The 14,794-nt window shown below is 44.4% G+C and carries 12 protein-coding genes; 10 read left to right on the top strand and 2 right to left on the bottom strand.

The window, feature by feature from the left end; all coding sequences use genetic code 11:
* Window positions 1-11: 11 nt before the first annotated feature.
* The 8 genes from fmt (at window position 12) to CO686_RS07170 (ending at window position 8,787) form a co-directional block, all read left to right on the top strand.
* Entirely contained in the window at window positions 12-947 is a 936-nt protein-coding gene (gene fmt / locus CO686_RS07205; RefSeq protein ID WP_096753669.1) for a methionyl-tRNA formyltransferase, read from the top strand.
* A complete protein-coding gene (rsmB, locus tag CO686_RS07200) occupies window positions 940-2,253 on the top strand; it encodes a 16S rRNA (cytosine(967)-C(5))-methyltransferase RsmB (protein ID WP_172844177.1) in 1,314 nt (437 codons plus the stop codon). Before fmt ends, rsmB begins: the two co-directional genes overlap by 8 nt.
* A 15-nt stretch (window positions 2,254-2,268) precedes the next feature.
* Window positions 2,269-3,009, top strand: a complete 741-nt coding sequence (locus CO686_RS07195) for a Stp1/IreP family PP2C-type Ser/Thr phosphatase (protein ID WP_000401527.1) — start codon at window positions 2,269-2,271, stop codon at window positions 3,007-3,009.
* A complete protein-coding gene (pknB, locus tag CO686_RS07190; protein ID WP_096753667.1) occupies window positions 3,006-4,919 on the top strand; it encodes a Stk1 family PASTA domain-containing Ser/Thr kinase in 1,914 nt (637 codons plus the stop codon). The genes CO686_RS07195 and pknB overlap by 4 nt, the downstream gene beginning before the upstream one ends.
* An 87-nt stretch (window positions 4,920-5,006) precedes the next feature.
* Window positions 5,007-5,765 carry a threonine/serine exporter family protein gene (locus CO686_RS07185; RefSeq protein WP_000344543.1) on the top strand — a complete coding sequence of 253 codons (759 nt, stop codon included), beginning with the start codon at window positions 5,007-5,009 and terminating at the stop codon, window positions 5,763-5,765.
* Between the two features lies 1 nt (window position 5,766).
* Window positions 5,767-6,222 carry a threonine/serine exporter family protein gene (locus tag CO686_RS07180; protein ID WP_000176908.1) on the top strand — a complete coding sequence of 152 codons (456 nt, stop codon included), beginning with the start codon at window positions 5,767-5,769 and terminating at the stop codon, window positions 6,220-6,222.
* A gap of 118 nt (window positions 6,223-6,340) precedes the next feature.
* Window positions 6,341-7,513 (top strand): hydroxymethylglutaryl-CoA synthase, encoded by a 1,173-nt coding sequence (locus CO686_RS07175; protein WP_096753809.1) that lies wholly within the window; start codon window positions 6,341-6,343, stop codon window positions 7,511-7,513.
* Window positions 7,513-8,787 carry a hydroxymethylglutaryl-CoA reductase, degradative gene (locus tag CO686_RS07170; protein ID WP_049489528.1) on the top strand — a complete coding sequence of 425 codons (1,275 nt, stop codon included), beginning with the start codon at window positions 7,513-7,515 and terminating at the stop codon, window positions 8,785-8,787. The genes CO686_RS07175 and CO686_RS07170 overlap by 1 nt, the downstream gene beginning before the upstream one ends.
* Window positions 8,788-8,938: 151 nt before the next feature.
* On the opposite strand, the gene CO686_RS07160 is transcribed toward CO686_RS07170, so the two are convergent.
* Entirely contained in the window at window positions 8,939-9,904 is a 966-nt protein-coding gene (locus CO686_RS07160; RefSeq protein WP_049501092.1) for a LacI family DNA-binding transcriptional regulator, read from the bottom strand.
* A complete protein-coding gene (locus CO686_RS07155) occupies window positions 9,885-11,339 on the bottom strand; it encodes a sucrose-6-phosphate hydrolase (protein ID WP_044021231.1) in 1,455 nt (484 codons plus the stop codon). The genes CO686_RS07160 and CO686_RS07155 overlap by 20 nt, the downstream gene beginning before the upstream one ends.
* 380 nt (window positions 11,340-11,719) lie before the next feature.
* Between CO686_RS07155 and CO686_RS07150 the strand changes: the two genes are divergently transcribed.
* Together CO686_RS07150 and scrK are read left to right on the top strand one after the other, a co-directional pair.
* Window positions 11,720-13,615 (top strand): sucrose-specific PTS transporter subunit IIBC, encoded by a 1,896-nt coding sequence (locus tag CO686_RS07150; protein ID WP_049501091.1) that lies wholly within the window; start codon window positions 11,720-11,722, stop codon window positions 13,613-13,615.
* Between the two features lie 158 nt (window positions 13,616-13,773).
* Window positions 13,774-14,661: a fructokinase ScrK gene (gene scrK, locus CO686_RS07145; RefSeq protein WP_049501090.1), complete on the top strand. Its 888-nt coding sequence runs from the start codon at window positions 13,774-13,776 to the stop codon at window positions 14,659-14,661.
* The last annotated feature ends 133 nt before the right edge of the window (window positions 14,662-14,794 follow it).

Here is a 14,794-nt window from a genome sequence, read left to right as displayed (position 1 = left end):
AAGGAGAAGAAATGACAAAACTAATCTTTATGGGGACACCTGATTTTTCAGCGACAGTTTTGAAGGGGTTGTTATCAGACGACCGTTACGAAATTCTAGCTGTTGTGACCCAGCCAGATCGCGCTGTCGGTCGTAAAAAAGTCATCCAAGAAACCCCAGTCAAGCAGGCTGCCAAAGAAGCAGGCCTTCCCATCTACCAACCTGAAAAATTATCTGGAAGCCCAGAGATGGAAGCCATTATGAAGCTAGGGGCGGATGGGATTGTGACCGCTGCTTTTGGGCAGTTCCTCCCAAGTAAACTTCTTGATAGCATGAACTTTGCGGTCAACGTTCACGCTTCCCTCCTTCCAAAACACCGTGGTGGTGCGCCTATCCATTATGCCTTGATTCAAGGGGATGAGGAAGCTGGTGTGACCATTATGGAGATGGTTAAGGAAATGGATGCAGGAGATATGATTTCCCGTCGCAGTATTCCTATCACAGATGAGGATAATGTTGGAACCTTATTTGAGAAATTAGCGATTGTTGGTCGGGACTTGCTTTTGGACACCCTTCCTGGTTATATTGCTGGAGAGATCAAACCTGAACCACAAGATCCTAGTCAAGTCACTTTCTCGCCAAATATTAAGCCAGAAGAAGAGAAACTTGATTGGACTAAAACCAATCGCCAACTCTTCAACCAAATCCGTGGGATGAATCCGTGGCCTGTTGCCCATACTTTCCTTAAGGGCGACCGCTTTAAAATCTATGAAGCCTTACCAGTAGAAGGTCAGGGAGCTCCAGGGGAGATCCTTTCTATCGGCAAAAAGGAATTGATCGTCGCAACGGCAGAAGGTGCTCTATCTCTCAAGCAAGTACAGCCAGCTGGTAAGCCTAAGATGGATATTTCTTCCTTCCTCAACGGAGTTGGACGGACATTGACTGTAGGAGAACGATTTGGTGACTAAAGTAGAAACGGCTAGAAGTCTAGCTCTAGCAGTGCTAGAGGATGTTCTAGTCAACCAAGCATATTCGAATATTACTTTAAACAAACACCTCAAGGGGAGTCAACTCTCAGTAGCAGATAAGGGTTTGGTGACAGAGATTGTCTACGGTACGGTAGCCCGAAAACTGACTCTGGAATGGTATCTGTCCCACTTTATCCAAGACAGAGACAAGCTAGACAACTGGCTCTATATCCTGCTCCTTCTGAGCGCTTACCAACTTCGGTATCTGGATAAGATTCCTAATCACGCTGTTGTTAATGAAGCGGTAGAGCTAGCCAAAGCCCGTAAAAAAGGCAGTGAGAAATTGGTCAACGCCGTCCTTCGTCGTATCTTAAGAGAAGGCTGGCCAGATATTGACAGCATCAAACGCAAAAACAAGCGTGATTCCATTGCCTATTCTCTCCCAGTTTGGCTAGTATCTAAGCTCAAGGAAGAGTACGGTGAAGAGCGAGCACAAGCCATCTTTAAAAGTCTCTTGGTGCGCAACAAAGCTAGCATCCGGGTGACTGACTTGAGTCGAAAAGAGGAAATCAAAGCCGTGTTAGAGGCGAGTGATTCACCTTTGGCGGCCACTGGTCTGGTCAAGGAGCAAGGCCACTTTGCGGGACATGATTTGTTCGCAGAAGGGGCCATTACCATCCAAGACGAGTCCAGTCAACTGGTTGCTCCGACTCTTGATCTGCAAGGCCATGAGCAGGTTCTGGATGCCTGTGCCGCTCCGGGTGGGAAAACAGCCCATATAGCTTCCTACCTCACATCCGGTAACGTGACAGCTTTGGATCTTTATGATCATAAGTTGGACTTGATCCAAGAAAATGCGGAGCGTTTGGGTGTGGCAGATCGGGTTCAAACACAAAAGTTGGATGCCAGAAAGGTGCATGAGTTTTTCGGTCAGGACTCTTTTGATAAGATTTTGGTAGATGCTCCCTGTTCTGGGATTGGACTTTTACGCCGCAAACCAGACATCAAATACAATAAAGAAACAGCAGATTTCACCTCCTTACAGGAAATTCAGCTGGAAATATTAGGTAGTGTTTGTCAAACGCTACGAAAAGGTGGTATAATAACTTATAGTACCTGTACTATTGTCTCTGAGGAGAACTTTCAAGTCGTTGAGGCGTTTTTAGAAAGTCATCCCGAGTTCGAGCAGGTTAAACTAGAACACGAATGTAAAGATATCCTGAAAGATGGCTGCATCCTGATCACTCCTGAATTGTATGGAAGTGATGGATTCTTTATCAGCCAATTTCGCAAGATATCAGAATAGGAAGGAACTGACACAATGGAAATAGCATTATTAACAGATGTTGGTCAGAAACGGACAAATAATCAGGACTATGTCAATCACTTTGTCAACCGAGCAGGACGCACTATGATCATCTTGGCTGACGGGATGGGAGGACACCGTGCAGGAAATATCGCTAGTGAGATGGCGGTAACAGACCTTGGTGTGGCTTGGGTGGATACCCAAATCGACTCAGTCAATGAAGTTCGTGAGTGGTTTGCCCACTACCTAGAGATTGAAAATCAAAAAATTCATCAACTAGGTCAGGACGAAGCCTACAGAGGCATGGGAACAACGCTAGAAGCTGTTGCGTTTATTGACAACCAAGCCATCTATGCTCACATTGGAGATTCTCGTATCGGTTTGATTCGTGGAGAAGAATACCACCAGTTGACGAGTGACCATTCCTTGGTCAACGAATTGCTCAAGGCTGGTCAATTGACTCCAGAAGAAGCAGAAACTCACCCTCAAAAGAATATCATCACCCAGTCTATCGGACAAAAAGATGAAATCCAGCCAGATTTTGGGATGATTACACTGGAGTCAGGAGATTATCTCTTGCTCAATAGTGATGGTTTGACCAATATGATTTCGGCAAGTGAGATTTATGATATCGTAACCAGCGATATTTCCCTAGCAGACAAGGCGGCAACCCTTATTCGTTTTGCTAACAATGCAGGAGGTTTAGACAACATTACGGTTGCCCTTGTTTACATGAACGAGGAGGCAGCAGAATGATCCAAATCGGCAAGATTTTTGCCGGGCGGTATCGGATTGTCAAGCAGATTGGTCGAGGAGGCATGGCAGATGTTTACTTGGCCAAGGATTTGATCCTAGACGGGGAAGAAGTGGCAGTGAAGGTCCTGAGGACCAACTACCAGACGGACCCGATTGCTGTGGCACGTTTCCAACGTGAAGCGAGAGCCATGGCGGATCTGGACCATCCTCATATCGTTCGGATAACAGATATTGGTGAGGAAGACGGTCAACAGTACCTAGCTATGGAATACGTAGCAGGCCTTGACCTCAAGCGTTATATCAAAGAACACTATCCTCTTTCAAATGAAGAAGCAGTTCGGATTATGGGGCAAATCCTCTTGGCCATGCGCTTAGCCCATACTCGAGGAATTGTTCACCGGGATTTGAAACCTCAAAATATCCTCTTGACACCTGACGGCACAGCTAAGGTCACGGACTTTGGGATTGCTGTAGCCTTTGCGGAGACTAGTCTGACCCAGACCAACTCAATGTTAGGCTCTGTTCATTATTTGTCACCTGAGCAAGCACGTGGTTCTAAAGCGACTTTCCAGAGTGATATCTATGCAATGGGGATTATCTTCTATGAGATGCTGACGGGACATATCCCTTACGATGGGGATAGCGCGGTTACGATTGCCCTCCAGCATTTCCAGAAACCACTTCCGTCCGTCATAGCTGAAAATCCATCTGTCCCTCAGGCTTTAGAAAATGTTGTCATCAAGGCAACTGCTAAGAAGCTGTCAGATCGTTATCAGTCTGTTTCGGAAATGTATGTGGACTTGTCAACTAGCTTGTCTTATAATCGTCGCAATGAACCGAAGCTGGTCTTTGATGATGCGAGTAAGGCAGACACTAAGACTTTACCTAAAGTTCCACAAAGTACACTGACATCGATTCCTAAAGCTTCGGCGCAGGAAGAACGCCCTCAGCCAAAGAAACCAACTCAACCAGTGGCAGAGCCGGCTCCAGCGCCAAAGCCAGCCAAGAAACGGAAGTTTAAGGCTCGCTATATGATTCTTTTGGCCAGTCTTCTATTGGTTGCAGCCTCTTTGGTCTGGATTTTGTCAAGAACACCAGCAACGATTGCTATTCCTAACGTAGCTGGACAAACCGTTGCAGAGGCTAAGGAAGCTCTTAAAAAATCCAAGTTTGAAGCCGGTGAAGAAAAGTCAGAAGCCAGCGATACAGTAGCAGAAGGACGTGTTATTCGAACGGATCCAGAAGCTGGTAGTGGCCGAAAAGAAGGAACCAAGGTCAATTTGATTGTTTCTTCTGGTAAGCAATCCTTCCAATTGAGCAATTATGTCGGACGCAAGTATACGGATGTCGTAGCTGAACTCAAGGAGAAGAAGGTTCCTGAAAATCTAATCAAGATGGAAGAGGAAGAATCCAGCGAAAGCGAACCTGGCACCGTCCTCAGACAGACCCCTGCTTCGGGTTCGACCTATGATCTCTCAAAAGCCACTACGATTACCTTAACAGTGGCTAAGAAGGTGACTAGTGTCAGCATGCCGAACTACATCGGTTCAAGTCTCGAGTTTACAAAGAATAACTTGACTCAGATTGTCGGTGTGAAGGAAGCAAATATTGAGGTTGTAGAAGTATCGAATGCTCCTGAAGGAACGGCAGAAGGAACTGTTGTAAGTCAAACGCCAAGAGCAGGAGAACTGGTTGATCTTGCAAGTACGCGTATCAAACTTTCCATCTACAAACCAAAAACACCACCATCAACTTCATCCTCTAATCCTGCCCAACGTGGGAACCAGGGTTCTCCTACAAGTCCAACCCAGGGGAACCAGCAAGGAAATCAACAAGGTAACCAACAAGGCAACAATCCTCCAACGAATCAACCAAACGGTGAAAGAAACCACGAAAGTTCTCGAGATTAAACGAATCTTTGTCATGATTTCATGACAAAGATTTTTTTTCACAAGATTTTGTGATAAAATATAGGGAGTAGAAAAAAGGAGGAGAAAATGGACGAATCGAGAGAGTTGAATGCCGTCATTGATGTGATTATGCTAGCAGGAACCATTCTCCTGAAAAGTGGCTCAGAGATTCATCGGGTTGAGGATACTATGATCCGTATTGCCCATTCGCAGGGAATAATGGATTGCAATGTTCTTGCCATGCCCGCTGCTATTTTCTTTTCTATCGAAAACACCAATATTTCTCGGATGAAACGGGTAACCTCATCCTCTTATAACATTGAAAAAGTCTGTGATGTCAACCAAGTATCACGGGAGCTTGTTGGAGGGCAGATTGATCTTTCGACAGCCTTTAAAAAGCTGAAAGAAATCGGCAATCAAGCCCTTCCTTATACCAAGTTCCAAGTGACCGTAGCAGCGACCCTCAGTGCCCCTTTCTTCTCGATTATGTTTGGGGGCAATGTTTATGACGCTTTTGGTGCGGCTATTGCGACTTTATTTGGATTTGCCTTCTCTCTCTACGTAGAGAGGTTTGTCCGCATTCCTTTTGTAACGGCCTTTGCGGGTGCCTTTGTTTTCGGATTGATCGCCCAGTTCTGGGCCCGCTATACAGGATTTCCTTCGACGGCAGACCTGATTATAGCAGGAGCGGTTATGCCCTTTGTTCCAGGGATTGCTCTGACAAATGCGGTACGGGATATCATGACCAACCATATCAACTCTGGTATGAGCAAGATGTTTGAATCTTTGCTCATTACCCTCGCTTTAGGGGCTGGCACCTCTGTCGCCCTGGTTTTGATGACATAAGATGACTCTAACAAGTATTTTGCTGCAAGCAGTGGCGAGTTTACTCGCCATTATCACCTTTCTAATCGTACTGAATGTTCAACGCTCCATGCTCCTACCTGGTGGTGTTTTGGGAATGGGCGTTTGGCTCCTCTATCTCGTGCTCAAAGAACCAACCAATGTTATTCTTGCGACCTTTATCGCAGCAGTAATTGGCTCTTGCATCAGTCAGATTTTAAGTATTGTCTATAAGACACCAGCGGTGGTCTTTGTCTTGGCCATTCTTGCCCCCTTGGTGCCGGGTTATTTATCCTATCGAACGACAGCTTTCTTTGTGACAGGAGATTACAGCCATGCTATTGCCAGCGCGACTTTGGTGGTTATGTTAGCCCTCGTTATTTCTATTGGAATGGCAAGTGGAACAGTAATTCTAAAGCTTTATTACTACATCCGCAAACAACGAGGAATCTCTTCCTAATGCAGTCAAAGCAAAGACTTGATTTGTTGAATCAAGTCTTTTTTCTCTCTTTTGTCCCTATTTGTGATAAAATAGAATGAAACGATTTTTTACAATGAATGAAAAAACAGAGGTAAATATGACAATCGGTATTGATAAGATTGGTTTTGCGACCAGTCAATATGTCTTGAAATTACAAGACTTAGCAGAAGCGAGGGGAGTTGACCCCGAAAAATTTAGCAAGGGACTCTTGTTAAATGAAATTAGTATTGCATCACTGACTGAGGACATTGTTACCTTGGCTGCTAGTGCCAGCAACTCTATCCTCACAGATAAAGAAAAAGAAGAAATCGATATGGTCATCGTGGCAACCGAGTCAGGGATTGACCAGAGTAAGGCAGCGGCAGTCTTTGTTCATGGCTTGTTAGGTATTCAGCCTTTCGCTCGTAGCTTTGAAATTAAAGAAGCATGCTATGGAGCGACAGCTGCCCTTCATTATGCTAAATTGCATGTGGAAAATTCTCCAGAGTCTAAGGTTTTGGTCATTGCCAGTGATATTGCCAAGTATGGTGTGGGAACTCCAGGTGAGCCAACCCAGGGTGCTGGAAGTGTGGCGATGCTAATCACTCAAAATCCGCGCATCATGGCCTTTAACAATGATAACGTTGCTCAAACGCGAGACATCATGGATTTCTGGCGTCCGAACTACTCAAGCACTCCTTATGTAAACGGCATGTACTCGACCCAACAGTATCTTGATTGCCTGACAACGACTTGGGATGAATACAAGAAACGCTATGATTGGACTATGGATGACTTTGCGGCTATCTGCTTCCACTTGCCTTATCCTAAGTTGGCCCTAAAAGGCTTGCGCAAGATGATGGACAAAACTTTGTCTAAAGAAAAACAGAATAGTTTGCAAGAGAACTTTGATAAGTCCATCCTTTACAGTCAGATGATTGGAAATATCTACACGGGTTCCCTCTTCCTCGGACTTCTCTCCCTTTTGGAAAATGCAGAGACTTTGAAGGCTGGAGATAAAATTGCCCTCTACAGTTATGGAAGTGGAGCGGTTTCAGAGTTCTTTAGTGGTGAATTGGTCGAAGGCTATGAGGCTTACCTTGATAAGGAGCGCTTGAGCAAACTCAAGCAACGTACAGCCCTATCCGTTGCAGACTATGAAAAAGTCTTCTTCGAAGAGGTGCAGTTGGATGAATCTGGTTCAGCCCAATTTGCAGGCTATGAATATCAAGACTATGCCTTGGTTGAAATTGTCGACCACCAACGCCGTTATAGCAAGGTTGAAAAATAATGAAGTTAAGTTGGAATGGATTTTCTAAAAAAACATACCATGAGCGCCTGGAGTTGCTGAAAGCTCAGGCGCTCCTTAGTCCTGAAAAGCAAACGAGTCTTGAGCAGGATGAGCAAATCAGCTTGGCAGTTGCAGATCAGCTGAGTGAGAATGTGGTAGGAACTTTTTCTCTGCCTTATTCCATCATTCCAGAGATTTTGGTGAACGATCAGGACTACACAGTTCCCTATGTGACAGAAGAACCGTCTGTGGTTGCTGCGGCTAGCTATGCCAGCAAAATCATCAAGCGAGCAGGCGGCTTTACTGCTCAAGTACATGAGCGCCAGATGATCGGTCAGGTAGCCCTTTATCAAGTTGCTGATCCTGAACAAGCGCAAGAGAAGATTGCCAGCAAGAAAGCGGAGCTCTTGGAACTTGCCAATCAAGCCTATCCTTCTATCGTCAAACGTGGTGGCGGCGCGCGTGATTTGCATGTAGAGCAGATCAAAGGTGAAACAGACTTTCTCGTTGTCTATCTCTATGTCGATACCCAGGAAGCCATGGGAGCCAATATGCTCAATACCATGCTAGAAGCCTTGAAGCCGGTCTTAGAAGAACTCAGTCAGGGGCAGAGTCTCATGGGAATCCTGTCCAATTACGCGACCGATTCTCTGGTGACATCAAGCTGTCGTATCGCCTTTCGCTACTTGAGCCGACAAAAGGATGAAGCCAGAGAAATAGCAGAGAAAATAGCTTTGGCTAGCCAGTTTGCGCAGGCAGATCCTTACCGAGCAGCTACTCACAATAAAGGGATTTTTAATGGTATCGATGCCATTTTAATAGCCACGGGTAATGACTGGCGTGCTATCGAAGCTGGGGCTCATGCCTTTGCCAGTCGAGATGGACGCTATCAAGGTCTCAGTCAATGGACGCTGGACATGGAAAGAGAAGAATTGGTCGGTGAGATGACCCTACCCATGCCGGTAGCGACCAAGGGTGGCTCTATTGGTCTCAACCCTCGTGTAGCCCTCAGTCATGAACTACTAGGAAATCCTTCAGCTAAGGAATTAGCTCAGATTATCGTGTCCATCGGTCTTGCCCAAAACTTTGCGGCTCTCAAAGCCTTGGTAAGTACGGGCATCCAGCAAGGCCACATGAAATTACAGGCCAAATCCCTAGCTCTCCTAGCTGGTGCTAGTGAGTCCGAGGTTGCTCCCCTCGTTGAGCGCCTTATTGCAGACAAAACCTTTAACCTAGAGACAGCCCAGCGCTATCTAGAAAACTTAAGATCATAAAAAAACTCAGACGAATCAGTCTGAGTTTTCTTGTGTTTATACTCAATGAAAATCAAAAAGCAAACTAGGAAGCTAGCCGCAGGCTGCTCAAAATACTGTTTTGAGGTTGCAGATGGAAGCCGACATGGTTTAAAGAGATTTTCGAAGAGTATTAAATACTTTTTCCTGGTAATAGGGTGACGGGTAAGAAGTAACCAGTTGTCGCGACCTCTTTACCTTCAATCTTCTGCAAGAGAAGATCGACAGTGAGGTGGGCAATCTCTTTCATAGGTTGCTTAATCGTTGTCAAATGAGGATAGTAGTTCTCGATAAAGTAGGTCCCATCATAGCCGATGACCTTGAGCTCTTCAGGAACAGAGATCCCTAGCTCCTGAGCGATTTTGATCACCAGGATAGCTGTCAAATCATCCGAAGCAAAAATCGCATCTGGTTTCTGATGGGTCAAGATATTCTTGATTTCCATTTCTTTTCGGATGGGAGAAAAGTCGCTCGAAACATTGATAATAGGCGCTTTCGGGAGAACAGAGGCAAAGCCAGCATGGCGCAGTCCAGTCGGTGAGTTAGAGTTGTCATTTCCTGTAATCATGATGATAGACTGGGCACCTGTCTTGACCAAGGTTTGGGCAGCGAGAACCCCGCCACCGTAGTTGTCAGAGGAGACAACAGGAATGTCTGGAGACAAGTTTCGGTCAAAGGAAATAATCGGTGCCGTCACACGATTGTAGTCTTCGATTCCCAAGTTGTGACTTCCAGAAATGATACCATCGACCTGGTTGGCCTCCAGCATTTCAATGTACTCCCGTTCTTTTTCAGAGTCATGTTCGCTGTTACAGATGATGGTTTTGTAACCATTTTTGAAGAGTTGGTGTTCCAACTTGTCAATCAACTCTGCATAAAAGACATGACTGATGTTTGGAAAAATAAGTCCAATCAACTTGGCAGATTTTCCTTGGAGACTTCGAGCCAGATTATTGGGCTTGTAGCCCAATTCTCGCATGGCTTCATTAACCTTTTGGATGGTTTTCTCAGATAGATAACCCTTTTTATTGATGACCCGTGAGACGGTAGTGGGGCTGACGCCTGCAAGTTTTGCGACATCAGTTAGTTTTGCGACCATAATCTAATTCATAGTAAGTTCCAGTTGGGTTTCCAGACTTGATCAGGATACCATTTTGGTCTGCATGTGGGAAGACACGACCAGAAAATACTTTTTCTCCTTTATTGATGAAAATTTCAAAGACTGACTTGTCGATGAAGATAGTGGCAGTAGTAGCTTGGTTATCGATAGGGCAAGAACGAGTCGTACCAAATTCTTGGGCGTACTGTTCACCAGCCTGACTACGATCCACTGTCACCTGTCCATTGACAAGGTCAAAGTTGATTGAAAGCCCCTTGCCTTCTTTATCAGCAAGTAAGACAATCTCGCTTTGGCTATTGGCCTCCAAGTTGAGCTCGAGTTCATAGGTGTTGTTGGTTTGAGTACGATTTGAGAAGACCTCTTCAGAAGCACGAAGTTCTTTGACGGCTGCGACAGGATATTGGTAGAGTTTGCCATCTTTGATAGTGAGTTCTTTGACCAATGAGAAGGTTCCTTGGTGGTCAAAACGGTCAGATGGGTAAGAAACATCTGGTAACCCAAGCCAACTTACTGCTAGTGCACGTCCATCTGGAGCGTTGAATGCTTGAGTTGCATAGGCTTCAAAGCCATAGTCTAGATTTTGCAATGGAGACACATCTACCATTTCGGCATTTTCAGGATCAAAGGAAGCACCGATTTTGTACATGTTTGGATAGATATTATCATAGTCTAGAACACCCTTATCCAATCCTTGTGGACAGTAGAGAAGGACAGGGTGCTCCCCTACAAAGACTAGATTTGGACATTCCATCATGTAGGCAGTGCGGTCATTAGCAAAGTCAAGGTCGCCAACTGCTTGCCAGTTTGTGTAATCATTGTCCACAGCCTTGTAGAGACGGACGAAGCCTTTTTTCTCTAAGTCCTGTCCACCGACGATAGCATAATATTGTCCCTTAAAGTTGAAAATTTGTGGGTCACGGAAGTGGTCAGTAGAGTCTGCTGGCTGGTCAATCAAGATCTTGTCAATCTTTGTAATCTTGCCATCCTTGTCCATCAAAGCGCCAATCTGGTATGGGTGACGGATCCAGTTTTCATCACGGACATTTCCTGTATAGAATAGGAACAACTGATCGCCAAACTGCATGGCAGAACCAGAGTAGGCACCGTGGCTATCAAATGGAGTATCTGGCAAAACTTTGACTCCAGTTTCTGTAAAGTGCACCAAATCATCACTTTCAAGCTGCACCCAAGACTTCAACCCATGGGCTGCACCAAAGGGGAAGTTTTGGTAAAAGAGAATCCATTTGCCATCAAAATAAGAAAAGCCATTTGGATCATTGAGAAGCCCCATTTTAGGCTCAACATGGTAACGAGTATGCCAAGGAGATTGTGCCATCTTTTCCTTGATTTGCTTGACTTCATCATTTGTCCAGTCTTCGTAGCGTCTGTAACGACGCTCAGTTGTCCATTCCATTTTATCTTTCCTCCATAAGTTCTATTCTATTATTAATAGTAAACGTTTTCGGCAAAAAAAGCAAGCCTTTTATGTTAAAAAAGAGAAAAATATGTCAAACGATTGCCAAAAATCAAGTAAAGGAAATCTGGCAAATTTTCACGAAAATATGAAAGAAAATGTAAATAAAAACCTTTATTCCTCAAGTATAAAGATATTTTTTTGAGGAAAAAGAGAATTTCCCTCAAAAACGAGCAAAAATAATCAGAGAAAAAAGAAAGGGTTTAAAAATTTCTGCAAAACGCTTGACATATTTTTGAAAGATGATAAAATAATACTCGTAGGGCGAGTAAAATCGCTTTCAAATAAGAACAAATTTTTTTATAAGGAGATTTTTGCAAATGACCAATACAGAAATTGCAAAAAAAGTCATCGAAGCCTTAGGTGGACGTGAGAACGTTAACAGTGTTGCGCACTGTGCGACTCGCCTCCGTGTGATGGTTAAAGATGAAGCGAAAATTAACAAAGATGCTATCGAGAACTTGGAAAAAGTTCAAGGTGCTTTCTTTAACTCAGGTCAATACCAAATCATCTTTGGGACTGGTACAGTAAACAAGATGTACGACGAAGTGGTTGCACTTGGTTTACCAACATCTTCTAAAGAAGATATGAAAGCAGAAGCTGCTAAACAAGGAAACTGGTTCCAACGTGCTATCCGTACTTTCGGTGACGTCTTTGTACCAATCATTCCAGTTATCGTAGCGACAGGTCTCTTCATGGGTCTTCGTGGTCTCTTGAACGCTCTTGGAATCACACTTCCAGAAGATGTTACCATTTACAGCCAAATCCTCACAGATACAGCCTTCATCATCTTGCCAGGTTTGGTTGTATGGTCAACCTTCCGCGTATTCGGTGGTAACCCAGCCGTTGGTATCGTCCTTGGTATGATGCTCGTATCTGACTCACTTCCAAATGCCTGGGCTGTTGCTTCTGGTGGTGAAGTAACTGCAATGCAGTTCTTCGGATTTATCCCAGTTGTAGGTTTGCAAGGTTCAGTTCTTCCAGCCTTCATCATCGGGGTTGTCGGAGCTAAATTTGAAAAAGCTGTTCGTAAAGTTGTTCCAGATGTACTTGACCTCTTGGTAACACCGTTCGTAACACTCCTTGTAATGTCAATCCTTGGATTGTTTGTTATCGGACCAGTCTTCCACGTTGTTGAAAGTTACATCCTCATTGGAACAAAAGCTATTCTTAACTTGCCATTCGGACTTGGTGGTTTCTTGATTGGTGGAGTTCACCAATTAATCGTCGTATCAGGTGTTCATCACATCTTCAACTTGCTTGAAGTTCAATTGCTTGCTGCTGACCATGCTAACCCATTCAACGCCATCATCACTGCAGCGATGACAGCTCAAGGGGCTGCGACAGTAGCCGTTGGTGTGAAAACTAAAAATCCTAAACTTAAAACACTTGCTTTCCCAGCTGCTCTTTCTGCCTTCCTAGGTATTACTGAGCCTGCTATCTTCGGGGTTAACTTGCGTTTCCGTAAACCATTCTTCCTTTCATTGATTGCTGGTGCAATCGGTGGTGGATTGGCATCTATCCTTGGACTTGCTGGTACTGGTAATGGTATCACAGTCATCCCTGGTACAATGCTTTACATTGGTAACGGACAACTTCTACAATACCTTCTTATGGTAGCTGTATCATTTGTACTTGGTTTTGCTCTTACTTACATGTTTGGTTACGAAGATGAAGTAGAAGAAGTTTCAGGAGCAATTTCTGAAGCTGAAACTGACCGTTTAACAGAAGAAGCAGTAACTGGTACTGTGGTTTCACCTAGCGAAGGTGTTATCCAAACACCAATCGTTGGTGACGTTGTTGCTCTTTCAAATGTGAATGACCCAGTATTCTCAAGTGGAGCTATGGGACAAGGTATCGCCGTGAAACCTAGCCAAGATGTTGTTTATGCACCAGCTGATGCTGAAGTAACAATCGTCTTCCCAACTGGCCATGCTTATGGATTGAGAACAGCTAACGGTGCTGAAATCTTAATTCACGTTGGTATCGACACTGTTTCAATGAACGGTGAAGGCTTCAACCATAAAGTTGCCCAAGGTGACAAGGTTAAAGCTGGAGATGTTCTTGGAACATTTGACTCAGCTAAGATTGCTGCTGCAGGTCTTGATAACACAACTATGGTTATCGTAACAAACACTGCAGACTTTGCTTCAGTAAATCCAGTTGCTTCTGGATCAGTTGCTAAGGGTGACGCAATCATCGAAGTTAAAGCCTAATCCTCTTCAAAAATCAAATCTAAAAACAAAACGAACAAATGACATGTTTGTTCGTTTTTGCTTGAATGGTAAGATTTACAGAGGAAAATCTAAAATATAGAGAAATCTAGACTTTCAAAATATGCTATAATAAAGAAAATAAAAACAAGAGGTTTATCATGACAAAATTATATGGAAGCTTGGAAGCGGGCGGTACAAAGTTTGTCTGTGCTGTCGGTGATGAAAACTTTAACATTGTAGAAAAAACACAGTTTCCTACAACAACTCCTATCGAAACGATCGATAAAACCATCGAATTCTTTTCTAAATTCGATAATCTTGCAGGCCTTGCCATCGGTTCCTTCGGTCCGATCGATATCGACAAAAACTCAAAAACCTATGGCTTTATCACAACGACTCCAAAACCTCACTGGGAAAATGTAGACCTACTTGGTGCCCTTCGTCGTGCCCTCAACGTACCCATGTATTTTACAACTGACGTAAATAGCTCTGCCTATGGTGAAGTGGTTGCTCGTAACAATGCTGGTGGCCGTATCGAAAACTTGGTTTACTACACGATCGGTACAGGTATTGGTGCAGGTGTTATCCAACGTGGTGAGTTTATTGGTGGTGTGGGTCACCCTGAGATGGGTCACTACTATGTGGCTAAACACCCAATGGATGTAGAAAAAGAATTTAACGGCGTCTGTCCTTTCCACAAGGGCTGTTTGGAAGGCTTTGCGGCTGGTCCAAGTCTAGAAGCTCGTACAGGTGTTCGTGGCGAAAACATCGAACTCAACAGCTCTGTCTGGGATGTTCAAGCCTACTATATCGCTCAGGCTGCGGTCAATGCTACAGTGACTTTCCGTCCAGATGTGATCGTCTTTGGTGGCGGGGTTATGGCCCAACAACACATGCTGGACCGTGTGCGTGAGAAATTTACAGCACTTCTCAATGGCTACCTACCAGTACCAGACGTGCGTGACTATATCGTGACGCCAGCAGTTGCTGGAAATGGTTCTGCCACACTTGGGAACTTTGTCCTTGCTAAGAGTGTCGCAAAATAAAACAAAGAAAACATCCGCTTGGGAAACCAAACGGATATTTTCTTTGAAGACAATTTTTTTGAGCCTTTCCTTAAGTGATTACGGACGGTAGCGACTTTCTTCGAAATTCCATATCGAAACTTTGAGCCTACTG

Origin of the sequence: Streptococcus oralis, from assembly GCF_002386345.1 — a bacterium.
In the GTDB taxonomy this organism is placed as follows: domain Bacteria; phylum Bacillota; class Bacilli; order Lactobacillales; family Streptococcaceae; genus Streptococcus; species Streptococcus oralis_S.
This window is presented reverse-complemented; position numbering and strand designations above follow the sequence as displayed.

Excerpts from the sequence above, each read along its gene's own strand:
- fmt (WP_096753669.1), top strand. The coding sequence starts at position 12 with ATGACAAAACTAATCTTTATGGGGACACCTGATTTTTCAGCGACAGTT.
- CO686_RS07150 (WP_049501091.1), top strand. The coding sequence starts at position 11,720 with ATGACCAATACAGAAATTGCAAAAAAAGTCATCGAAGCCTTAGGTGGA.
- CO686_RS07175 (WP_096753809.1), top strand. The coding sequence starts at position 6,341 with ATGACAATCGGTATTGATAAGATTGGTTTTGCGACCAGTCAATATGTC.
- CO686_RS07170 (WP_049489528.1), top strand. The coding sequence starts at position 7,513 with ATGAAGTTAAGTTGGAATGGATTTTCTAAAAAAACATACCATGAGCGC.
- CO686_RS07160 (WP_049501092.1), bottom strand. The coding sequence starts at position 9,904 with ATGGTCGCAAAACTAACTGATGTCGCAAAACTTGCAGGCGTCAGCCCC.
- pknB (WP_096753667.1), top strand. The coding sequence starts at position 3,006 with ATGATCCAAATCGGCAAGATTTTTGCCGGGCGGTATCGGATTGTCAAG.
- CO686_RS07185 (WP_000344543.1), top strand. The coding sequence starts at position 5,007 with ATGGACGAATCGAGAGAGTTGAATGCCGTCATTGATGTGATTATGCTA.
- CO686_RS07180 (WP_000176908.1), top strand. The coding sequence starts at position 5,767 with ATGACTCTAACAAGTATTTTGCTGCAAGCAGTGGCGAGTTTACTCGCC.
- CO686_RS07155 (WP_044021231.1), bottom strand. The coding sequence starts at position 11,339 with ATGGAATGGACAACTGAGCGTCGTTACAGACGCTACGAAGACTGGACA.
- CO686_RS07195 (WP_000401527.1), top strand. The coding sequence starts at position 2,269 with ATGGAAATAGCATTATTAACAGATGTTGGTCAGAAACGGACAAATAAT.
- scrK (WP_049501090.1), top strand. The coding sequence starts at position 13,774 with ATGACAAAATTATATGGAAGCTTGGAAGCGGGCGGTACAAAGTTTGTC.